Source organism: Streptomyces tendae (assembly GCF_008632955.1).
Lineage (GTDB): Bacteria > Actinomycetota > Actinomycetes > Streptomycetales > Streptomycetaceae > Streptomyces.
Window position 1 is genome coordinate 1,005,932 of the sequence record NZ_CP043959.1, and the last position, 21,029, is coordinate 1,026,960.

A 21,029-nucleotide genomic window follows, 5' to 3' on the forward strand; every position below is an offset into this window, starting at 1 on the left:
CCCAACGCGGGTCGGTTACGCAGTAGTTGGCGCCGTCCGGAAAGGCGAAGAGCCTAGCCGGGCGGCGTCGGCGTGTGTGCGGCTTTCCGGGAATCCCCGGGGGCAAACAGCATGTGAGCTTTCACACGCAACAGAGAATTGCCTTGCCCCACCCGGTTACGGCAGAGTCTCACTCCTGTCAGGCCCCGCATACGACACAGCTGCATCCCCAGCGGTGCAGAACCACAGCAGAACACCGTTTCAACTCCATAGCGTCGTCGTATGCCGCCCGAGCACCACGCGGCGCTCCTGTCGTAGGAGTTGCCCACCGGGCCCGTGCCTCCCGTGACCCGTAGTTGGGGAGGCCAGTGTCAGGGGCACGATTGCGTCCGCGAGGGTCACCGAAGCGGGCGATGCTGGAAGGAAACCGTGTGAGCCGGATCTCGGTCCGGGGATTCGCAGTGGCCTCGGCCACGGCGGTCACCGCCGTCGGAAGCGTCGTCGGCGTTGCCTCGGGCAGCACCGCAGCGCAGAACAACGACGCCGAAGCGACGGCAGCCGGCACCACGCTGCTCGCGGACATCCCCGCAGGGCAGCAGGCGCAGGTGCAGACCGCGTCGCTGACGCAGCAGGCCGAAACGATGGCCATCGCCGCGGACGCGACCGCCAAGAAGGACGCGGAGGAGGCCGCCCGCAAGGCAGCCGCCGAGACCGCGATCGCGAAGAAGAAGGAAGCCGAGAAGGCTGAGCGCGAGGCCAAGGAGCGCGAGGAGGCCGAGAAGGCCGCCAGCCGTTCCGCCTCCCGGGACGCGTCCTCCTTCGCGGTCCAGGCCTCCTACTCGGTCTCCGAGGTCCAGGCCATCGCCCGCCAGATGGTGCCGGCCGACCAGTTCCAGTGCTTCAGCAACATCGTGGACCACGAGTCCAGCTGGAACTACACGGCCTCCAACCCCTCCTCCGGCGCCTACGGCCTGGTGCAGGCCCTGCCTGGCTCCAAGATGGCCTCCGCCGGCGCCGACTGGCAGACCAACCCGGCCACCCAGATCAAGTGGGGCCTCAACTACATGGACAGCCGCTACGGCAGCCCGTGCGGCGCCTGGGAGTTCTGGCAGGCCAACCACTGGTACTAGGCCCGCGGACCCGCCCCGTCACCGACGGGCGCGCGTGACCTCGGTACAGCCCCGCACCGTCCTACGGTGCGGGGCTTTCGCCATGTACCGTCTGAGCGACGGCTCCAGGGGTGACTGGTGGGCGGAAACGGGGGAAGAGGACGGATCATGTCGCAACTGCCAGGGTGGCTCGGGCGGGTCGGAGCCGGACTGACGAAGGTCGGCAAGAAGCTCGAGGAGCGCCGCGCCGAAGTGCAGGGCGAACACGGGACGGACGACGACCCCGGGCGCCACGCCGACCCCGACCGGCCGCCCGTGCCCCCCGAGTACACCCAGGTCGTCCTCCCCGCGCGCCCCGACCCGGCACAGGCCGTGCCGTGGGGGGTACGGGTGGCCGCCGAGGCCGGCTGGCGCCTGCTGGTGCTGGCGGGCACCGTCTGGGTGCTGATGCGCATCATCAGCGCCGTCCAGCTGGTGGTGCTGGCGTTCGTCGCCTCGCTGCTGATCACCGCGCTGCTCCAGCCCACGGTGTCGCGGCTGACGCGGCTCGGGGTGCCGCGCGGACCGGCCACCGTGCTGACGGCGCTGTTCGGCTTCGTCGTCATGGGACTCATCGGCTGGTTCGTGACCTGGCAGGTCATGGAGAACGTCGACACCCTCGCCGACCAGATCCAGGACGGCATCGACGAGCTGCGCAACTGGCTGCTCAACAGCCCCTTCCACGTCACCGACAAGCAGATCAACGAGATCGCCAAGAACCTGCGGGAGGCGGTCGGCGCCAACACCGAGCAGATCACCTCGGCCGGCCTGGAGGGCGTGACGGTCGTCGTCGAGGCGCTCACCGGCATCCTGCTGGCGGTCTTCTCGACGCTGTTCCTGCTCTACGACGGCAAGCGGATCTGGCACTGGTCGCTCAAGCTGGTCCCGGCCGCCGCCCGTCCCGGCGTCGCCGGTGCCGGCCCGGTCGCCTGGCGCACGCTGACCGCGTACGTGCGCGGCACGGTGGTGGTGGCGCTGATCGACGCCATCTTCATCGGCCTCGGCATCTACTTCCTCGACGTGCCGCTGGCGGTGCCGCTTGCCGTCTTCATCTTCCTGTTCTCGTTCATCCCGCTCGTGGGCGCGGTGGTCTCGGGTGCGCTGGCGGTGGTCGTCGCGCTCGTCACCCAGGGCGTGTTCACGGGTGTCATGACGCTCGTGGTGGTGCTCGCGGTCCAGCAGATCGAGGGGCACATCCTGCAGCCGTTCATCCTCGGCCGCGCGGTGCGGGTCCATCCGCTCGCGGTGGTGCTGGCCGTGGCCTCCGGCGGCATCGTGGCCGGCATCGGCGGCGCGGTGGTCGCCGTCCCGCTGGTCGCGGTCGCCAACACCGTGGTCGGCTACCTGCGGGCCTACTCCCACGAGGCGGCCCTCGCGCACTCGCCCCGGCCGCGGGGCGCGACGGCCATGTCCGCGCCGGACGCCCCGGCCCCGGCGACCCCCGAACCGCAGCCTCCGGTGACGGAGGCCGACCGGCCCCCGGGGCCCGCGGACGAACGCTAGGGCCTGTCTGACAATGTCCGTCGTCGCCCGGAGGGCGGGGGCGCGGCGTCAGGTGCGTGCTCTCGGCGTGCCGGCCCCAGGCCCTCGTACTGGCTGTACTTGGGCCTGGGGCCGGTGCGGCGAGAGTGCGTGCATGGCGTCGCGCAGCAGACGGACATTGTCAGACAGACCCTGGCGCCGGCGAGCGCGCGGACACGGCGACGGGCCCGTCCACCCCGGCGGGGTGGACGGGCCCGTACGTGACGGGGCGGGCGCGGGGTTACTCCGCGAGCGCCGCCTCGGCGTCGAGGGTCGCCGCGACGGCCTGGACCACCGCGGCGATCTTGAACGCCTCCTGGATCACCTCACGGTCCACACCGGCCTTGCGCAGCACCTGCTCGTGCGAGTCGAGGCACATGCCGCAGCCGTTGATGGCGGAGACGGCGAAGGACCAGTACTCGAAGTCGACCTTGTCGACGCCGGGGTTGCCGATGACGTTCATCCGCAGACCGGCCCGCAGGTTGCCGTACTCGTGGTCCGACAGCAGGTGGCGGGTGCGGTAGAAGACGTTGTTCATCGCCATCACGGCGGCGGCGGCCTTGGCGGCCGTGTACGCCTCCGGCGACAGGTTCGCCTTCGCCTCAGGCTCCAGCTCGCGCAGCACGATCGGCGAGCGCGACGCGACGGCCGTCGCCAGCACCGTGCCCCACAGCTGCTGGGCCGGCAGGTCGGAGTTGCCGATGACCGAGCCCAGGTTGAGCTTCAGGTCCTTGGCGTAGTCCGGTATGCGGGACTTCAGGGAGTCGAGGGACATGTCAGGTCACTCCCCGGCCAGCAGCGCGACCGGGTCCAGGGTGTCCTCGCCCTTGGTCCAGTTGCACGGGCAGAGCTCGTCGGTCTGCAGGGCGTCCAGGACCCGCAGGACCTCCTTCGGGTTCCGGCCGACGGAGCCGGCGGTCACCATGGAGAACTGGATCTCGTTGTTCTGGTCCACGATGAAGACCGCGCGCTTGGCGAAGCCGTCCTCGCCCTCGATACCGAGGTCGCGCATCAGCTCGTGCTTGGAGTCCGCCATCATCGGGAACGGCAGGTCACGCAGGTCGTCGTGGTCCTTGCGCCAGGCGTGGTGGACGAACTCCGAGTCACCGGAGAAGCCGAGCACCTGGGCGTCGCGGTCGGCGAACTCGTCGTTCAGCTTGCCGAATGCGGCGATCTCGGTCGGGCACACGAAGGTGAAGTCCTTGGGCCACGCGAACACGACCTTCCACTTGCCCTCGTAGGTCTTGTGGTTGATCGTCTCGAACTCCTTGCCCTTCTCCAGCGAGACACAGGCGGTCAGTTCGAACTCGGGGAACTTGTCACCGACAGTGAGCACAGGCTCTCCTTGCAGCGAAGAAACACCCCAATTGCGGGTGTTTCCCATGGGTTGGACCTGGTTGATGTTGGCACAGAGTGCATTGATCAGTGAAATAGCTACACTCGGTCGGGTTGATCGGAGGGACCTATCAGTGACCGTGGGTGACCGGCGCAGGCAGCCCAGCCTCGCGCAGCTGCGGGCGTTCGCCGCGGTGGCCGAGCATCTGCACTTCCGGGACGCCGCCGCGTTCCTGGGGATGAGTCAGCCGGCGCTGTCCGGTGCTCTGTCGGCGCTGGAGGAGACGCTCGGCGTCACGCTGGTGGAGCGTACGACGCGCAGGGTGCTGCTCACCCCGGCGGGGGAGCGGCTCGCCGCCCGCGCCAAGGGTGTGCTCGCGGAGGTCGCCTTGCTGATGGAGGAGGCGGACGCGGTGCGGGCGCCCTTCACGGGGGTGCTGCGCCTCGGTGTGATCCCGACCGTCGCCCCCTATCTGCTGCCGACGGTCCTGCGGCTGGTCCACGACCGCTACCCCCGCCTCGACCTCCAGGTGCACGAGGAGCACACCGCCAGCCTGCTCGACGGGCTGGCCGCCGGGCGGCTCGACCTGCTGCTGCTCGCCGTGCCGCTGGGCGTCGGCGGCGTGACGGAGCTTCCCCTGTTCGACGAGGACTTCGTCCTGGTCACCCCGCCCGGCCACCGGCTCGGCGGCCGCCGGGGCATACCCCGTACGGTGCTGCGCGAGCTGAACCTGCTGTTGCTCGACGAGGGGCACTGCCTGCGCGACCAGGCCCTCGACATCTGCCGCGAGGCCGGCAGCGCGGGGGTGGCGGCGACCACCACCGCGGCCGGACTGTCCACCCTGGTGCAGCTGGTGGCGGGCGGTCTCGGGGTGACGCTGCTGCCGCGCACCGCCGTCGAGGTGGAGACCAGCCGCGCCGACCGCCTGCTCACCGCGTGCTTCGCCGACCCGGCCCCGAAACGCCGTATCGCCCTCGCCATGCGCACGGGCACGGCGAGGGCGACGGAGTACGAGGAACTGGCGGCGGCGCTGCGTGAGGCGATGCGTACTCTGCCGGTCCGGCCGGTGGAGGACTGAACGCCCTCCCCGGCCGGAGGCGGGTCACTCGGTGCGCAGGCCGTCCGGGCGCATCATCCGCAGCAGTGGCGGCAGGCTGAGCAGGGTGACCAGGGCGACCACGCCCGCGCCGACACCCGTCATCCCGAGCACGCTCCCCCAGTCCACGTGGACCGGTGTCGCGGTCATCCGCAGCAGCACCACGCCGAGGGTCGTGCCCACCACCGCGGCGAGCGCCAGCCCCAGGCCGATCGGGATCGCCGTCTGCCACAGCACCGACAGGCTCAGCGTGCGGCGCCGGGTACCGAAGGCGACCAGGGCCGACAGCAGCTTCCGGCGCTCCCGCAGCTGCTCCAGCTGGGAGACCAGCAGGCTCGCCCCGATGAGGAACAGCACGGCGGTGGCGCCGACGAACAGGCCGGTGCGGATGGAGTCGAACCGGGTGGTGCGCTCGGTGGCGGACCAGGTCGTCGCGTGGGCCAGCGGGTCGACGGCGGCGGCCGAGTTGCGCACGAACTCCTGCACGTCGGGCACCGAGTCGTCGATGGAGAGGTACAGCCGCGCGGTGACCGACTCCGCGACCTCCGGGGACATCGCGCCGGGCGTCAGCAGGAAGCCGCTCTGCATCATCCCGGTGGGGTCCATGACGGAGACGGCGGTCTTCACGTCCCGCGGCACGGTCCAGAGGCTGTCCGGCGCGTCGGGCGTGTAGCTGTCGGGTTCCAGGTGCAGTTTGCGCCCCGGCTTGTTCATGGCCTGCGTGTCGGTGTCGTAGTCGGCTCCGGTGACCGCGAAGACGTCACCGTCCTCGCAGGCGGACAGTTTCGCGACCAGGCGCAGGGCCTTGCAGTCGCCCACGGTCAGCTGCGTCCCGAGGCCCGTGTCCTCCGACTTCCAGGAACGCTCGTAGAGGTACCCGTGGGAGAGCGCGTGGACCTCACGCACGCCCCGGGTCTTCTCCAGCTTCGCCGCGGCGGGCGCGAACGGGACGCCGTCCGGGAGGTTGACCTCCATCTGCGCCCGGGACACGTCCTGTCCGGTCGTACGGGTGTACTGGTCGTCGACGCCCGCGAACAGCATCTGCAGGGCGATCGCACCGGCCACCGCCACGGCGATGCCGTTGACCATGCGGGCCGCCGTACCGCTGCTCAGCTGGAGCCGGCGCACGGCCAGCTGCCAGGCCAGGCCGCCCGAACCGAGCCGGGAGACGACCGTCTCGACGACCCACGGCAGCAGGGCGGTGACCCCGACGAGGAGGCACAGCACACCGCCGACGACCAGGTACTGGTTGAAGTCGCCGTTGTCGCGGCCCTGTCCGATCATCGGCACGAGCATGGCCACACCGGCGAGCGGCAGCAGCAGCCGCCACCACAGCCGGCGGCGGGCGGGCCGCGTCGTGCGGACCACGCCCAGCGGCTCGATGACCACGCCGCGCAGCGCGGCCAGGGTGACCAGCACCGCGGCGGCCGGGACCGCGACGGCGACCAGCAGGGCCAGCAGCGGCGAGGGGTTGAGGTCGCTCGGGAAGACACTCATGCGGAACAGTTCGACGGACGCCGCGAACTCACGTCCGGCCAGGAAGAACAGGGTGCCGAAGCCCAGCCCGAGCACCGCGCCGGCGAGCGCCTCGCCCGCGGCGATGCGCCGGGTCATGCGACTGTCGGAGCCGACCAGCCGCAGCGCGGCGAGCCTGCGGTCGCGCCGCTCGCCGCCGAACCGCACGGCCGTGGCGATGAACACCGCGACCGGCACCAGCAGCACCACGAAGATGACCAGCACCAGCATCACGAGGACCGGGTCCAGCGGCTCGCTGGAGTTGGGCTGCGTCTCACCGAAGGCCTTGATCCGCATGACCGTCGGGCCGGAGAGCCGCTCGGCCAGACCCGTGGAGCCCGCGTAGAAGGCGAGTTCCTGCGAGCCGACCAGCCCCTGTTCGCCGATGGTGCCCACGATGTCGTACGGCATACGGTCCCGCAGCAGCTTGCCCTCGTCGGAGGCGAGAAGCTTCCTCAGCGCGGGGGAGACCACCATCGAGCCGGGCGACGGGAGTTCGCTCATTCGACCAGCCGGGCGACGGGAGTTCGCTCACACCGGGCGGCACCGGGGCCTTCGTCGGGTTCCACCAGACGGCCGCGGATGTCGCTGTCCCGGAAGTCGCTGTTGGCGTGCGCGATGATCAGGGTGTCGTCCGCCGGGCGCAGGGTGTCCTCGCTGTAGGCGTTGTCCTGGCGCGCGGCCTCCCTCCGGTCCCGGCCGTCGAGCAGGTTCGGCACCGCGGTGGTGAGCAGCAGCAGCGCCACGCCCAGGCCGACGCCGACCGCGGTGAGCAGGGCCCTGATCCAGCCCTCCCGGCCGCCGGTGAGGGCGAAGCGGACGCCCAGGCCGAGGTCCCGCGCCCACTGACGAGCACTCATACGACCCGCTCCATGTCACGGGACTTGCCGTCGCGGACGACGATCTCGCGGTCGGAGTACGCGGCGACGCGCGCCTCGTGGGTGACGAGGACGACGGCGGCGTTGGTGGAACGGGCGGCCTCGGTGAGGAGCTCCATCACCCGCTCGCCGTTGAGGGAGTCGAGCGCGCCGGTCGGTTCGTCGGCGAACACCACCCGCGGGTTGGTGACCAGGGCGCGGGCGACGGCGACGCGCTGGCCCTGACCGCCGGACACCTCGCCGGGGCGCTTCCCGCCGACGTCCGCGACCTCCAGGCGCTCCAGCCAGGACAGCGCGGTCCGCTCGGCCTCCTTGCGGGGGGTGCCGTTGAGCCGCAGTGGCAGGGCGACGTTCTCCACGCAGGTGAGTTCGGGGACGAGCTGGCCGAACTGGAAGACGAAGCCGAACTCGGAGCGGCGCAGCGCGCTGCGCTCGGAGTCGTTCATCGCGGTCAGCTCGCGCCCGTTGTACGTGATGGACCCGGAGTCGGGGGTCACGATGCCGGCGAGGCAGTGCAGCAGGGTGGACTTGCCGGAGCCGGAGGGCCCCATCACGGCGACGACCTCACCGGGGTGGATCGAGAAGCCGGCCCCGTCGAGCGCCTTGGTCGGGCCGTAGATCTTGTGCAGGTCCTGCGCGGTGAGCAGGGAACCGGCGGGTGCGGACGTGGTCATCGGGCCACCGCCTCACGGAGTTTGTCGAGGCGGGCCGCGGTGAGCTCAAGCCAGCGCAGGTCGGCCTCGAGGTGGAAGAGGGCGTGGTCACAGATCAGCTGGTCGGCGAGATCGCCCGTGCGCTTGCGGTCGGTGAGGATGCGCATGCTGCGCAGGTGCTCCGAGCGCTGCGTGTCCAGGACGTCGGCCGCGTCGCGTTCGGTGAGGAGGGCGAGGACGACCTTGGTGTAGAGCGTCGACTGGAGGTACGGCTCGGGCTTCTCCGGCGTGGCGAGCCAGCGGGCGACATCGGTGATGCCGGCCTCGGTGATGGCGTACCGCTTGCGCTCAGGGCCGCCGCCGGCCTCGATGCCGTCGACTTCGACGAGACCGTTCTTCAGCAGGCGGGACATCGTCGAGTAGACCTGGCCGTAGTGCAGCGGCCGGTCGTGACCGAACTTCTCGTCGAAGGCGCGCTTCAGGTCGTAGCCGTGACGCGGGCCGGACTCCAGGAGCCCCAGGAGGGTGTGACCGATGGACATGGGGAGCACTCTACACACGGTGTATACGCACGATGTATACGCGCGGTGCGGAGTCCGTGCCGGTGAGTGCGCCGCCGCTGGTGGGGCCGCATTGTCACGGTTCTGTCACCGGCTCTCGGACGCATGTCCGCACCGGTTCTCGGACGCCTGCGGACATGCGTCCGGCCCCCGCCTCGTGCGGCGGGGGCCGGTTCAGTCGGAGGGCGCGGTCCCGCCTCCCGGCGGCGCGGTCCCGCCTCCCGGCGGCGCGGTCCCGCCCGGGGGCGGGCGGCCGCCGGGCGGTGGTCCGGCGGCCGGTGGTCCGGCGGCCGGGGGGCGGCCGCGGCGGGGGAGGGGGCCGGCCTCGCCGGGGAGGCGGCCCGCCTCGGCGAGGGCCCGGCGCAGCAGGAACTCGATCTGCGCGTTGGCGGACCGCAGCTCGTCGCCGGCCCAGCGGGCCAGCGCCTCGTACACCGCCGGGTCCAGTCGCAGCAGCACCTGCTTGCGCTGCTGCCGGCGCTGCGGGGCCGGGCCCCCGGACGGTGCCGTCACTGGTAGAGCGTCCCGGTGTTGAGGACCGGCTGCGCCGAGCGGTCCCCGCACAGCACCACCATCAGGTTGGACACCATCGCCGCCTTGCGCTCGGAGTCCAGCTCCACGATGTCGTGCTCCTGGATGCGGGCCAGGGCCGACTCGACCATGCCCACGGCGCCCTCCACGATCTGCTGCCGGGCCGCGACGACCGCGCCGGCCTGCTGCCGCTGGAGCATCGCCGAGGCGATCTCGGGGGCGTAGGCGAGATGCGTGAAGCGGGACTCGATGATCTGCACCCCGGCCGCCTCCACGCGCGCGTGCAGTTCGACGGCCAGCTTCTCGGTGATCTCCTCGGCGTTGCCGCGCAGCGACAGGCCGTCCTCGTCGTGGGCGTCGTAGGGGTACTCGATGGCGATGTGCCGCACGGCCGCCTCGGTCTGGGTGGAGACGAACTCGACGTAGTCGTCCACCTCGAAGGTGGCCTGGGCGGTGTCCTCGACCCGCCACACCACGACCGCGGCCAGCTCGATCGGATTGCCGTAGGCGTCGTTCACCTTCAGCACCGCGGTCTCGTGGTTGCGGACCCGGGTGGAGATCTTGGTGCGGGAGGTGAAGGGGTTCACCCAGCGCAGGCCGTCCTCGCGGATGGTGCCCCGGTAGCGGCCGAACAGCTGCACCACCCGGGCCTCGCCCGGCGCCACCATGTTCAGTCCGCACATCGCGATGAACGCGGCGAGCGCGACCAGGATGCCGCCGACGATGAGGACGGCCTTGGCGGCGGTGCCGTCCACCGTCGTGGCGACGACGATCATCGCCACGCCGGCCGCCAGGCCGAGCAGCCCCAGCAGCAGGGCGAGGCCGCCGCCGATGCTGTGCGCCTTGACCTCCCGGACGCGTGGGGCCGGCATCTCGGGTACGTCGGCCGTGACCTGCGGGTCGTGCGTGGGCATGGATGCTCCCCCGTATCTCCGTGCGGCTGCGCACGGCGCTGTTCGTGCGGTGGTGTCGTCTGTCGGTCGCCTATCGACTTCCTATCCAAGTGATATCACATTATCGGTTCACGGCAACCTCCTGCGCGTTTCGCACGTCGGTTCCTTTGGGGTGGGTGCTGATTGTCACGTCCGTAAAGGCCGGATCGGCAGCCCTTTGTCATAGCTCCCGGTGCTAGCTTGCTGAGCTGACCTGAGCGGCGAACGCGTGTGCCTGCTGTGCACACAGATACGAAGCGGAGCGGAACGGGCGTATGGGACGAGCGGAAGAAAGACGCGCACGACAGCGCGGCGGGCGCCGTGCGGCACCCAAGGGCCGCCGCGCTGACGGTGCGGCCGGCCGCACCGGCATACGCCGCCTCTTCACCTGGAAGAAGATCGTCGGCACCTTCTTCACCCTGTGCCTGCTCGGCATGGGCGCCTTCATCGTGCTGTACATGGTGATCGACATCCCCGAGGGGAACGCCGACGCCGAGCTGCAGAGCAACGTCTACGAGTACAGCGACGGCACCATCATGGCCCGCGACGGCGACCGCAACCGCGAGATCGTCGACCTGGCCCGGGTCCCCAAGGACGTCCAGCGGACCTTCGTCGCAGCCGAGAACAAGACCTTCTACAAGGACGGCGGCGTCGACCTGAAGGGCACCGCCCGCGGTGTCCTGAACACCCTGTCCGGCAAGGGCGCGCAGGGCGGCTCGACGATCACCCAGCAGTACGTCAAGAACTACTACCTGACCCAGGACCAGACCGTCAGCCGCAAGCTCAAGGAGCTGGTCATCTCCCTGAAGCTGGACCGGGAGAAGTCCAAGGACTACATCCTGGCCGGGTACATCAACACCAGCTACTACGGCCGCGGCGCCTACGGCATCCAGGCCGCCGCCCAGGCCTACTACCGGGTCGACGCCGAGGACCTGACCGTCGAGCAGGGCGCCTACCTCGCCGCGCTGCTCCAGGCGCCCAACCAGTACGACTGGGCGATCGCCAGCGACACCGGCAAGAAGCTCGTCCAGCAGCGCTGGAACTACGTCCTGGACAACATGGTCGAGCAGAAGTGGCTGGACCCGGGCGAGCGGGGCGCCATGAAGTTCCCGGTGCCGCAGGAGCCCAAGGCGGCCCCCGGCATGGAGGGCCAGACCGGCTACCTGGTCGAGGCGGCCAACACGGCGGTCAAGAAGCAGCTCGTCGAGCAGGGCGTCGCGGAGGACCTGGAACAGGCCAAGGCGCTGCTGGACCGCGGCGGCTACACCATCACGCTCAACATCGACAAGAAGAAGCAGAAGGCGCTGGAGAAGGCGGTCAAGGAGCGGCTCACCAGCAAGCTCGACCCGAAGAAGCGCAAGGTCGACGCCGACGTCCAGGCCGGCGCCGTCTCCGTGGACCCGAGGACCGGCAAGGTCGTGGCCATGTACGGCGGCGTGGACTACGTGAAGCACTACACCAACAACGCCACCCGCCAGGACTACCAGCCGGCCTCCACCTTCAAGCCGGTGATCCTCGCCGCGGCCGTCGAGAAGGGCGCCGAGACGCAGGACGGCGTGCCGATCACGGCCGACACGCTGTACGACGGCGACAGCGAGCACCCCGTCACGGACGACGGCAAGGAGGTCGGCTTCGCGCCGCCCAACGAGGACGACACCAACTACGGCGAGATCCCCGTCCAGGAGGCGATGAACAAGTCCGTCAACTCGGTGTTCGCGCAGATGGGCGTCGACGTCGGCATGACCGAGGTGATGCGGGTCGCGGGCGAGCTCGGCATGTCCGAGGACCTGGACCCGTACCCCGCGCAGACGCTGGGCAGCATGGGCGCGAGCCCTCTGCAGATGGCCGGCGTCTACGCCACCCTCGCCAACCACGGCAAGAAGGTCACGCCGTCGATCGTGAAGACGGTCGAGCACAAGGACCGCACCCTGGAGATGCCCGACCCGGTCGGCCAGTCGGTGATCAGCCGCCGGGCCGCCGACACGGTCACCTCGGTGCTCACCGGAGTGGTCGACGACGGCACCGCCAAGGCCTCCGTACGCGACAACCCGCTGCGCGACGGCCAGCAGGTGGCGGGCAAGACCGGTACGTCCGACAACAACAAGTCGGCGTGGTTCACCGGGTACACGCCCGAGCTGGTCACCTCCGTCGGCCTGTTCGGCGAGGACGACAAGGAACCGCATCCGCAGGTGCCGATGTACAAGGCCGGCGGCGTCGACCACCGCGTCAACGGCGGTGGCTTCCCCGCCGAGATCTGGGCGGCGTACACCTTCGGGGTGATGGACGAGGTCAAGAAGTTCGACCTGGAGACCGAGCAGGGCTCGGGCGTCAAGCCGACCAGGAGCCCGACGCAGTCGGAGACGCCGTCGCAGACCCCGAGCCAGGAGCCGACGACGGAGGAACCCACCACCTCGGCGCCGCCGCAGACCTCCTCCGCGCCGCCGACGTCGGAGCCGCCGAGCCAGACGCCGACGACGCAGCCCCCGACCTCGTCCAGTCCGCCGCCGACCTTCGAGCTCCCGGGCGGCCCGGACGAACCTCTGAACAACGACCGGGAGTGACAACCCCCTGAAGGGGCGCGCGGAACCGCGCGACCGACCCACGACCCGCCGCGCCCGGCGCATGGCCGCACCCCCCGCGGCGGCGCCCCGCACGCGCGAGAGGGGCGCCCGGTGTGGTCACCGGGCGCCCCTCTCGCGCGTCGGCGACCCCTCAGCCGTGGTTCAGCTCGAACCACACCACCTTGCCGGTGCTCAGCCGGGTCGCGCCCCAGCGCCGGGCCAGCCGGTTCACCAGGTACAGCCCGCGGCCGCCCTCGTCGGTGGCGCGCGCCTGCCGCAGCCGCGGCAGCTGCGGCACGTCGTCGCCGACCTCGCAGCGCAGCACGTCGGTGCGCAGCAGCCGCAGCGTCACCGGCCGGGTCGCGTACCGCACGGCGTTGGTCACGACCTCGCTGACCAGCAGCTCCACCGAGTCGCTCAGCTCGTCCATGCCCCAGCGGGACAGCTGCCGCCGGGCCAGACGGCGGGCCCGGCCGGGCGCCGCGTCCTCCGGCTCCAGGAACCAGTACGCCACGTCGCTCGGCGCGATCCCGTCGAAGCGGGCGGCGAGCAGCGCGATGTCGTCGTCCCGGTCGCCCGGCCCGAGCATGTCGAGCACCTCGTCGCAGAGCGCCTCCAGCGGCGGCGGGTGGTCCGGGCCGGTGAGCTGCGCGGTCGCGGCGAGCTTCTCCCGCAGCTGCTCGATGCCGGTCCACACGTCCCGCAGCCGGGACTCCACCAGGCCGTCGGTGTAGAGCAGCAGGGTCGCCCCCGCGGGCGCCTCCAGCTCCACGGCCTCGAAGTCCACCCCGCCCACGCCGATCGGGGCGCCCGCGGGCACCCGCAGCACCTCCGCGCGCCCGCCCAGGTGCAGCAGCACGGGCGGCGGATGGCCGGCGTTGGCGATGGTGATGCGGTGCGCGACCGGGTCGTACACCGCGTACAGGCAGGTCGCCATGCGGTCCACACCGAGCCGCTGGGCCTGCTCGTCGAGGTGGTGCAGCACCTCCTGCGGCGGCAGGTCGAGCCCGGCCAGGGTCTGCGCCGTGGTGCGCAGCTGGCCCATGATCGCCGCCGACGTCATGGAGTGGCCCATCACGTCGCCGACCACCAGCGCCACCCGGCTGCCGGGCAGCGGGATCGCGTCGTACCAGTCGCCGCCGACCCGGGCGGTCTCCGCGGCCGGCAGGTAACGCGACGCCAGCCGTACGCCGGTGCAGCGCGGCAGGGTCTCCGGCAGCATCGTGCGCTGCAGCTCGTCCGCGATGTACGCCTCGCGCCCGTACAGCACGGCCTTGTCGATGCCCAGCGCGCTGTGCGTGGCGAGCTGGGCCGCGACCAGCAGGTCGTCGGCCTCGAACGGGATGCGCTCGGGGCGGCGCAGGAACAGTGCGGCGCCGATCACCCGGCGGCGGCCGCGCAGCGGGGCGAGGATCGCCCGCTGGCCGTCCGGGACCGCCGACGCGCCGTCCTCGCCCAGCAGTTCGGGCAGCGCCGCCCGGGCGGCGGGCGCGTCCGTGAACACCGGACGCACCCCGCGCAGCACCTCGGCGAGCGCGCTGCCCGGCCGGACCGTGCACAGCTCCTCGCCGACCGAGTCCAGTTCGGACGGCTCCGGCGGCGCGGCCGGCATGAAGCCGCCGCCCTCGGTGTCCCGCTCGGCCGGGATCCGGTCGGTGCGGCGCAGCCGCAGCACCAGCGGACCGGTGGGCCGCTCGTCGCCGACCGGCAGCGGATCGCGCAGGTACACCAGGATCGCGTCGGAGAAGGTGGGCACGGTGGCCCGGCACAGCCCCATCACGATCTCGTCCAGGTCGATGCCGCGGGCGATCCGCCGGGTGGCCGCGCCGACGAAGCGCAGCCGGTCGCCGTCCCGCCGCATCGGCGTGGGCCGGCCCGGCCGCGTCACCTGGCCGGTGCGGCGCTCCTTGCCCTCCGGCGGCCGGGCCACGCGGCCCTGCCCGTCGGCGGGCTGCACCGGGATGCCGTCCGGCGCGGGACGCGGGCGGTGGGCGTCCGGCTCCGCGCCCGGGCCGGTGCCCGGCTGGGAGTGCTCGGACCCCGGGCCCTCCGCGGGACCGGGCGCGGAGCCACCGGGCGTGACCGTGCCGGGCGCGCCGGCTCCCGGCCCCGCTCCGGGCGCGGGAGGCTCACCGGCGGCGCGGCCCTGTACCGGTAAGGCGGCCCCGGTGCCGGCCGCCCGCTCCGGTGTCGGGGTACGCAGGAACGCCCCGCGGGGATCCGCGGGGTCCACGCCCGGCTGGGGGCGCTCGAAGGAGGTCGGCTGCTCCGTCACGCGTGTCGAGTCCATCCGTCCGGCGCACGCCGTGCGCGCGGTTCGCTCCGCCGAAACTCCGATACCCGGAACACGTGCCCCCGGAACGGATTTCGCGTGTGGTCAGAGGTTGTTCCTGCGACGCCGGCCGGCCGTCCCTGGCCGCTTCCGGTGTTTCCGTACCCCTCGCTCACGTCCTGCCGCCCCTCGGTGACGTCTGGTCAAGCCTCGCGCGCGCTCCGGTGGTTGCTGCTCCGCGCCCTTGCGGACGACGATCCTACGTTTCCTGCCCGGGGGCGCAGCAAGGGTCTCACGGGGACGCGTGCACCGGTGTGCGGTCCCAGTCCTGTGGCAGTGACGGTACCGTCCAGGACGGATCCGGCCGCCAGTTCTCCCAGCCGTCCGCGAACGGCGGCCCCCAGGCGTCGATCACCGCGACCGCGGCGCGCCCGGCCTCCCGGACCCGTCCGGCCAGCGCGGAATCCATCAGACCGTCCCGCTGGGCCTGCGCGAACTCGTCCTCGTCGCGCCAGTGCCAGCCGCCGTCCGGCTGCACGGAGATGTCCAGGAAGTGGTCCTCGGAGTCCACCCCGCCCGCCCAGCGGACGAGCGGCTCCTCCAGGTTCACGTACCAGTTCTTGAACCGCCAGCCCGGCTCCCAGAACAGCCACACCGACCAGGGCTCGCCGGGCCGGGCCAGCTTCAGCACACCGGTGCCGGACCAGCGGTCCCGCTGCACCGCGCGCGGCTTGGTGTACCGCGTGGCGAGGGGTTCCTGGTGCACCGGGGTGCCGTCGGCGAGCACGGGCCTGACGCACTCGGTGCCGGGCGCCATCCACACGGCCAGCAGCTCCGAGTCGTCGCGCACGACCGTGACGGGGCGCGCGATGTGGATGCGCGCGCCGCCGTTCTCCCGGTACCGCCACAGGATCTGCGTCCCCGGGGCCCAGTAGGGGCGGGCCGCCCCGCCCGCCGCGCCGCGCATCGTGGTTCCACCCTCTGTCATGCGCAGATATTAGGTGGCCGGACCACACAGCGCTGCGGCACCCGTCACGGTTCACCCCCGGTGCGCGATGCTTTACGGGCGTGTCATCCGCAGGACATCCAGCGCCTCGTCGAGCTGTTCCTCCGTCAGGTCTCCACGCTCCACGTAGCCGCCCTCCAGCACGACCTGCCGGATGGTCTTGCGCTCCGCGAGGGACTTCTTGGCGACCTTGGCGGCCTCCTCGTAGCCGATGTACTTGTTGAGCGGGGTGACCACGGACGGTGAGGACTCGGCGTACTCCCGGGCCCGGTCGCGGTGCGCGACGATCCCGTCGACCGTGCGGTCGGAGAGCAGCCGGGAGACGTTGGCGAGCAGCCGCACCGACTCCAGCACGTTCTTGGCGATCACCGGCAGCATCACGTTCAGCTCGAAGTTGCCGGACGCGCCGGCCGTGGCGACGGTCGCGTCGTTGCCCGTGACCTGGGCGCAGACCATCAGCACGGCCTCCGGGATCACCGGGTTGACCTTGCCGGGCATGATCGAGGAGCCGGGCTGCAGGTCGGGCAAGGCGATCTCGGCGAGTCCGGTGCGCGGCCCGGACGCCATCCACCGCAGATCGTTCGCGATCTTCGTCAGGCCGACGGCGATCGTGCGGAGCTGCCCGCTGGTCTCCACCACGCCGTCCCGGGCGCCCTGCGCCTCGAAGTGGTCGCGCGCCTCGGTCAGCGGCAGCCCGGTCGCCCGCGCGACCTCCTCGATGACCGCGGCGGAGAACCCGGGCGGGGTGTTGATGCCGGTGCCGACGGCGGTCCCGCCCAGCGGCAGCTCGGCCAGCCGGGGCAGTGAGGCCTTCAGCCGCTCGACGCCGTACCGCACCTGGGCGGCGTACCCGCCGAACTCCTGGCCCAGGGTGACGGGCGTGGCGTCCATCAGGTGGGTGCGCCCGGACTTCACCACGTCCGCGAACTCCTCCGCCTTGCGCTCCAGGGCGGCCGCGAGGTGCTCCAGGGCCGGGATCAGGTCCCGGATGACCGCGGCGGTCGCCGCGATGTGCAGCGACGAGGGGAAGACGTCGTTGGACGACTGCGAGGCGTTGACATGGTCGTTGGGGTGCACGTCCCGGCCCAGGCGCTCGGTGGCGAGGGTCGCGATCACCTCGTTGGTGTTCATGTTGGACGAGGTCCCCGACCCGGTCTGGAACACGTCCACCGGGAAGTGCTCGTCCCACCGGCCCTCGGCGACCTCCGCGGCCGCCTCCTGGATCGCCTCGGCGATGTCCTTGTCCAGCACCCCGAGCCGGGCGTTCACCTTCGCCGCGGCGCCCTTGATCCGGGCCAGCGCCTCGATGTGGGCGCGTTCCAGCCGCTGCCCGGAGACCGGGAAGTTCTCCACCGCCCGCTGGGTCTGCGCCCGCCACTTGGCGTCGGCGGGGACTCTCACCTCACCCATGGAGTCGTGCTCGACGCGATAGTTCCGGTCGTCGTCCGTGGTCGTCATCGTGTACCTCCGTGATCCACAGCAGCGGTCCCGGACGAGCGTATTCCCCGGGGGAGCCGTCCGCCCCGCCGCGACGTCGCGGCGGGGCGGAGCACCCGTGGGGGGTGTCAGCCGCTCTGCAGGGTCACGTCGTCCAGCAGGAAGCCGGTCTGCAGGCTGTAGTCCTCGGTGGCGGTGAACGTCAGGGTGACGGTCTGCCCGGCGTACGCCGACAGGTCGGCCGACCGCTGCACGTAGCCGCTGCCCGCGTTCACGTTGGACAGGGTGGCCAGCGTGGTGCCGTTCACCCGGACGGTGAGGGTGTCGTACGCCCGCGAGCCGGACTCGGCGGTCTCGATGCGCAGCCAGTAGCCCAGGGACGCGCGCGTGCAGCCGGCCGGCACGGTCACCGTCTGGCTGATCGACTCGGTGCTCGTGGAGCCGTTGCCGCCGAGCCAGGCGAAGCGGGTGCCGCCGTGGGCCGGCCGCGCGGTGTGGGCGGCGATGGCCGCGGTGGTCCCGGTCCACGGCGCGGTGCCGCTCTCGAACCCGCCGTTGCCGACGACGCCGGCGGGGTCGCAGGTGCCGCCGCCACCGGTGCCCACGGCCTGCTGCCACAAGGTGTACGCGATGCCGTCGGCCGCCCGGTCGAGGCCGGTGGTGTTGATGTTGGTGAGGGTGTCGCACGCCCGGTGGTAGCAGGGGTCGTACGACGCGCCGGAGGTGCCGCCCCACTTGGCGGCCTGCGCGGAGGTCTTCCGGGCGCTCGCGCCCATCGCGTAGCCGGAGGTGGGGATGGAGTACCGCTCGAAGGAGTAGTCGTCGCTGCGGCCGGCGCCCTCGGTGTTCTCCTCGGGCTGGAGACCGAGGGAGTCCCAGTACGCCTTCATCGGCGCGGCGGCCGCGGAGGTGATGTGGTTGACGAAGTAGCCGCCGTTGGTGGAGGCGACCATGTCGAAGTTGTAGTACGCCTTGATCCGGGCGCGTTCCGTCGACGACAGCGAACGGACGTAGAAATCGGAGCCGTTGAGTCCCTGCTCCTCGTCGGTCCACCAGGCGAAGCGGACCCGGTTGCGCATCTCCGGGTTCTGCCGGGCGAGCGTCAGGGCGTTCTCGAGCAGGGCGGCGGAGCCGGAGCCGTTGTCGTTCATGCCGGGCCCGGCGGAGACGCCGTCGAGGTGCGCGCCGAACATGTAGACGCTGTTCGCGTCGCCCTGGGGCCACTCGGCGATCAGGTTGGGGCCGGCGCCGCTGGTGCAGCCGGAGGTGCAGGGCTGCTCGGTGACGGTGTATCCGGCGGCCTGGAGCTTGCCCTTCACGTAGGCGACGGAGTCGCGGTAGCCCTGGGTGGTGGACCGGCGGTTGCCGCCGTTGCGGGCGGCGACGGCACTGAGCTCGTCGAGGTGGGCCCGGACCGCGGTGATGCTGACGTCGGGCGCGGCGAGGGCGGTGGTGGTGGAGGCGGGGGACGTGCTGGACGCGGATGCCGCGGCGGGGAGCGTGCCGAGGCCGAGCACGAGGGCGAACAGGGTGCTCGCCGCGGCGAATCTTCGTTTCACCTGGACTCCTCCGGACGGTGGCTGTGGGGTTGCCACGCGGGGAACCTGGCATGGCATGTGCATGCCGGGCTGTCAGGAAGAGTCACAGCAACTTGTTGATCGGGTCAACGGCACGGGGTGGCGCGGGGGCATGTTTGTCCGAAAGCAGCACAGAGGTTCCGCTATGCGGACAGAGCTTTGCGCCGGACTCCGCTCCTCAAGCGCCGTGCGGGCTGTTTCCAGCCCGTCCGGCGCTTGAGGACGGCCCGCCAGGGCCGAAGGGGGTCCGGGAGCGTAGCCCCGGGGTCAGGCGAGTCCGGGCCCCCGCACCGGAATCGACGTGAACGTCGGCTGGGGTGCCGGGTCCTGGAAGAAGTCGTTGCCCTTGTCGTCGACGACGACGAACGCCGGGAAGTCCTCGACCTCGATCTTCCAGACCGCCTCCATGCCGAGCTCCTCGTACTCGACGACCTCGACCTTCTTGATGCAGTCCTGCGCCAGCCGGGCCGCGGGTCCGCCGATGGAGCCGAGGTAGAAACCGCCGTGCGCGGCGCACGCGTCGGTGACCTGCTTGCTGCGGTTGCCCTTCGCCAGCATCACCATCGACCCGCCGGCCGCCTGGAACTGCTCCACGTAGGAGTCCATCCGCCCGGCCGTGGTCGGCCCGAAGGACCCCGACGCGTACCCCTCGGGGGTCTTCGCGGGTCCGGCGTAGTACACCGGGTGGTCCTTGAGGTACTGCGGCATCTCCTGGCCCGCGTCCAGCCGCTCCTTGATCTTCGCGTGCGCGATGTCGCGCGCCACGACCAGCGGGCCCGACAGCGAGAGCCGGGTCTTCACCGGGTACTTGGTGAGCTCCGCGAGGATCGCCTTCATCGGCTGGTTGAGGTCGATCCGCACGACGTCGCCGGACTCCTCCAGCTGCTCGTCCGTGGTCTCGGGGAGGAACCGCGCCGGGTCCGTCTCCAGCTGCTCCAGGAAGACGCCCTCGGCGGTGATCTTCGCGACGGCCTGACGGTCGGCGGAGCAGGACACCGCGATGGCGACCGGGCAGGACGCGCCGTGCCGCGGCAGGCGGACCACGCGCACGTCGTGGCAGAAGTACTTGCCGCCGAACTGCGCGCCGATGCCGATCTTCTGCGTCAGCTCGAAGACCTTCTCCTCCAGCTCCTTGTCCCGGAAGCCGTGCCCGAGCGGGGAGCCCTCGGTCGGGATCTCGTCCAGGTAGTGGGCGGAGGCGTACTTCGCGGTCTTCAGCGCGTACTCGGCGGACGTACCGCCGACGACGATCGCCAGGTGGTACGGCGGGCAGGCGGCCGTGCCCAGCGAACGGATCTTCTCCTCCAGGAACTTCATCATGGAGGCCTCGTTCAGGACGGCCTTCGTCTCCTGGTAGAGGAAGCTCTTGTTGGCCGAGCCGCCGCCCTTGGCCATGAACAGGAACTTGTACGCGTCCCCGTCCGTCGCGTACAGCTCGATCTGCGCCGGGAGGTTGGAGCCGGTGTTCTTCTCCTCCCACATGGTGAGCGGAGCCATCTGGGAGTAGCGCAGGTTGAGGTTCTTGTAGGCGTCGTAGATGCCCCGGGACAGGGCCTCCTCATCGCGGCCCCGCGTGAGCACGTTCTGTCCGCGCTTGCCCATGACGATGGCCGTGCCGGTGTCCTGGCACATCGGCAGCACGCCCGCCGCCGCGATGTTCGCGTTCTTCAGCAGGTCCAGCGCGACGAACTTGTCGTTGGAGGACGCCTCGGGGTCGTCGATGATGCGGCGCAGCTGGGCGAGGTGCGCGGGGCGCAGGTAGTGCTGGATGTCGTGGACGGCCTCCTCGGCGAGCTTGCGCAGCGCCTCCGGCTCCACCTTGAGGAACGTCCGGCCGTCGGCCTCGAAGGTGGAGACACCTTCGGAGGTCACCAGCCGGTAGGGGGTGGTGTCCTCTCCCATGGGGAGCAGATCGGCGTACTCGAACTCAGGCATCTCGCCCATTCCTCACTCGACGGAAGACCGCCCGCCTCCGTCGGCGGGCCTTCCCAGCCTAGGACCTGGCTCGGACGGCGATCCTGTGAGGT

General features: G+C 71.4%; 15 protein-coding genes and 1 pseudogene. 4 read left to right on the top strand and 12 right to left on the bottom strand.

The features are described from left to right. The first annotated feature begins 410 nt into the window (after nt 1-410). The gene (locus F3L20_RS04820; RefSeq protein WP_240810838.1) at nt 411-1,109 is read left to right on the top strand and encodes a transglycosylase SLT domain-containing protein; all 699 of its coding nucleotides are present in this window, start codon (nt 411-413) and stop codon (nt 1,107-1,109) included. A 147-nt stretch (nt 1,110-1,256) separates the two neighbouring features. Beyond that, a complete protein-coding gene (locus tag F3L20_RS04825) occupies nt 1,257-2,630 on the top strand; it encodes an AI-2E family transporter (protein ID WP_150152526.1) in 1,374 nt (457 codons plus the stop codon). Between the two features lie 259 nt (nt 2,631-2,889). Here the strand turns inward: F3L20_RS04825 and F3L20_RS04835 are convergent, their stop codons facing one another. Then, a complete protein-coding gene (locus F3L20_RS04835) occupies nt 2,890-3,423 on the bottom strand; it encodes an alkyl hydroperoxide reductase (protein WP_150152528.1) in 534 nt (177 codons plus the stop codon). A 6-nt stretch (nt 3,424-3,429) separates the two neighbouring features. After that, on the bottom strand, nt 3,430-3,984 hold the full coding sequence (locus tag F3L20_RS04840; protein WP_024886687.1) for a peroxiredoxin: 555 nt from the start codon (nt 3,982-3,984) through the stop codon (nt 3,430-3,432). Nucleotides 3,985-4,117: 133 nt separating this feature from the next. Here F3L20_RS04840 and F3L20_RS04845 point away from each other — a divergent pair, with 133 nt between their 5' ends. Next, on the top strand, nt 4,118-5,062 hold the full coding sequence (locus F3L20_RS04845) for a LysR substrate-binding domain-containing protein (RefSeq protein ID WP_382689199.1): 945 nt from the start codon (nt 4,118-4,120) through the stop codon (nt 5,060-5,062). 24 nt (nt 5,063-5,086) lie between these two features. Here the strand turns inward: F3L20_RS04845 and F3L20_RS04850 are convergent. The 5 genes and pseudogenes from F3L20_RS04850 to F3L20_RS04870 all read right to left on the bottom strand — a co-directional run bounded on the left by F3L20_RS04850 (nt 5,087) and on the right by F3L20_RS04870 (nt 10,131). After that, nucleotides 5,087-7,455, bottom strand: a pseudogene (locus F3L20_RS04850) (ABC transporter permease). Then, nucleotides 7,452-8,147, bottom strand: a complete 696-nt coding sequence (locus F3L20_RS04855) for an ABC transporter ATP-binding protein (protein WP_150152530.1) — start codon at nt 8,145-8,147, stop codon at nt 7,452-7,454. The pseudogene F3L20_RS04850 and the gene F3L20_RS04855 overlap by 4 nt, the downstream one beginning before the upstream one ends. Continuing rightward, on the bottom strand, nt 8,144-8,668 hold the full coding sequence (locus F3L20_RS04860; protein WP_024886691.1) for a PadR family transcriptional regulator: 525 nt from the start codon (nt 8,666-8,668) through the stop codon (nt 8,144-8,146). Before F3L20_RS04860 ends, F3L20_RS04855 begins: the two co-directional genes overlap by 4 nt. 192 nt (nt 8,669-8,860) lie before the next feature. Beyond that, nucleotides 8,861-9,250, bottom strand: a complete 390-nt coding sequence (locus F3L20_RS04865) for a hypothetical protein (protein WP_431193185.1) — start codon at nt 9,248-9,250, stop codon at nt 8,861-8,863. Next, a complete protein-coding gene (locus F3L20_RS04870) occupies nt 9,196-10,131 on the bottom strand; it encodes an SPFH domain-containing protein (RefSeq protein WP_150152532.1) in 936 nt (311 codons plus the stop codon). Before F3L20_RS04870 ends, F3L20_RS04865 begins: the two co-directional genes overlap by 55 nt. Before the next feature lie 293 nt (nt 10,132-10,424). On the opposite strand from F3L20_RS04870, the gene F3L20_RS04875 reads away from it, so the two are divergent. Next, nucleotides 10,425-12,710, top strand: a complete 2,286-nt coding sequence (locus F3L20_RS04875) for a transglycosylase domain-containing protein (protein ID WP_167534463.1) — start codon at nt 10,425-10,427, stop codon at nt 12,708-12,710. Nucleotides 12,711-12,861: 151 nt separating this feature from the next. On the opposite strand, the gene F3L20_RS04880 is transcribed toward F3L20_RS04875, so the two are convergent. The 5 genes from F3L20_RS04880 to F3L20_RS04900 form a co-directional block, all read right to left on the bottom strand. Further along, entirely contained in the window at nt 12,862-15,000 is a 2,139-nt protein-coding gene (locus F3L20_RS04880; RefSeq protein WP_150152534.1) for a SpoIIE family protein phosphatase, read from the bottom strand. Nucleotides 15,001-15,274: 274 nt separating this feature from the next. Continuing rightward, nucleotides 15,275-15,970 carry a cytidylyl-2-hydroxypropylphosphonate hydrolase gene (fomD, locus tag F3L20_RS04885; RefSeq protein WP_150152536.1) on the bottom strand — a complete coding sequence of 232 codons (696 nt, stop codon included), beginning with the start codon at nt 15,968-15,970 and terminating at the stop codon, nt 15,275-15,277. A 72-nt stretch (nt 15,971-16,042) separates the two neighbouring features. Next, nucleotides 16,043-17,446 (bottom strand): class II fumarate hydratase, encoded by a 1,404-nt coding sequence (locus F3L20_RS04890; RefSeq protein WP_150152538.1) that lies wholly within the window; start codon nt 17,444-17,446, stop codon nt 16,043-16,045. Nucleotides 17,447-17,553: 107 nt separating this feature from the next. Continuing rightward, the gene (locus F3L20_RS04895; RefSeq protein WP_167534464.1) at nt 17,554-18,984 is read right to left on the bottom strand and encodes a M28 family peptidase; all 1,431 of its coding nucleotides are present in this window, start codon (nt 18,982-18,984) and stop codon (nt 17,554-17,556) included. A 285-nt stretch (nt 18,985-19,269) separates the two neighbouring features. Then, a complete protein-coding gene (locus F3L20_RS04900) occupies nt 19,270-20,946 on the bottom strand; it encodes a fumarate hydratase (RefSeq protein WP_150152540.1) in 1,677 nt (558 codons plus the stop codon). Nucleotides 20,947-21,029: the final 83 nt, after the last annotated feature.

What these genes read in the sequence shown, in the direction of transcription:
- F3L20_RS04825 (WP_150152526.1), top strand. Translation starts at nt 1,257, where the DNA reads ATGTCGCAACTGCCAGGGTGGCTCGGGCGGGTCGGAGCCGGACTGACG.
- F3L20_RS04875 (WP_167534463.1), top strand. Translation starts at nt 10,425, where the DNA reads ATGGGACGAGCGGAAGAAAGACGCGCACGACAGCGCGGCGGGCGCCGT.
- F3L20_RS04835 (WP_150152528.1), bottom strand. Translation starts at nt 3,423, where the DNA reads ATGTCCCTCGACTCCCTGAAGTCCCGCATACCGGACTACGCCAAGGAC.
- fomD (WP_150152536.1), bottom strand. Translation starts at nt 15,970, where the DNA reads ATGACAGAGGGTGGAACCACGATGCGCGGCGCGGCGGGCGGGGCGGCC.
- F3L20_RS04900 (WP_150152540.1), bottom strand. Translation starts at nt 20,946, where the DNA reads ATGGGCGAGATGCCTGAGTTCGAGTACGCCGATCTGCTCCCCATGGGA.
- F3L20_RS04880 (WP_150152534.1), bottom strand. Translation starts at nt 15,000, where the DNA reads ATGGACTCGACACGCGTGACGGAGCAGCCGACCTCCTTCGAGCGCCCC.
- F3L20_RS04855 (WP_150152530.1), bottom strand. Translation starts at nt 8,147, where the DNA reads ATGACCACGTCCGCACCCGCCGGTTCCCTGCTCACCGCGCAGGACCTG.
- F3L20_RS04860 (WP_024886691.1), bottom strand. Translation starts at nt 8,668, where the DNA reads ATGTCCATCGGTCACACCCTCCTGGGGCTCCTGGAGTCCGGCCCGCGT.
- F3L20_RS04870 (WP_150152532.1), bottom strand. Translation starts at nt 10,131, where the DNA reads ATGCCCACGCACGACCCGCAGGTCACGGCCGACGTACCCGAGATGCCG.
- F3L20_RS04890 (WP_150152538.1), bottom strand. Translation starts at nt 17,446, where the DNA reads ATGACGACCACGGACGACGACCGGAACTATCGCGTCGAGCACGACTCC.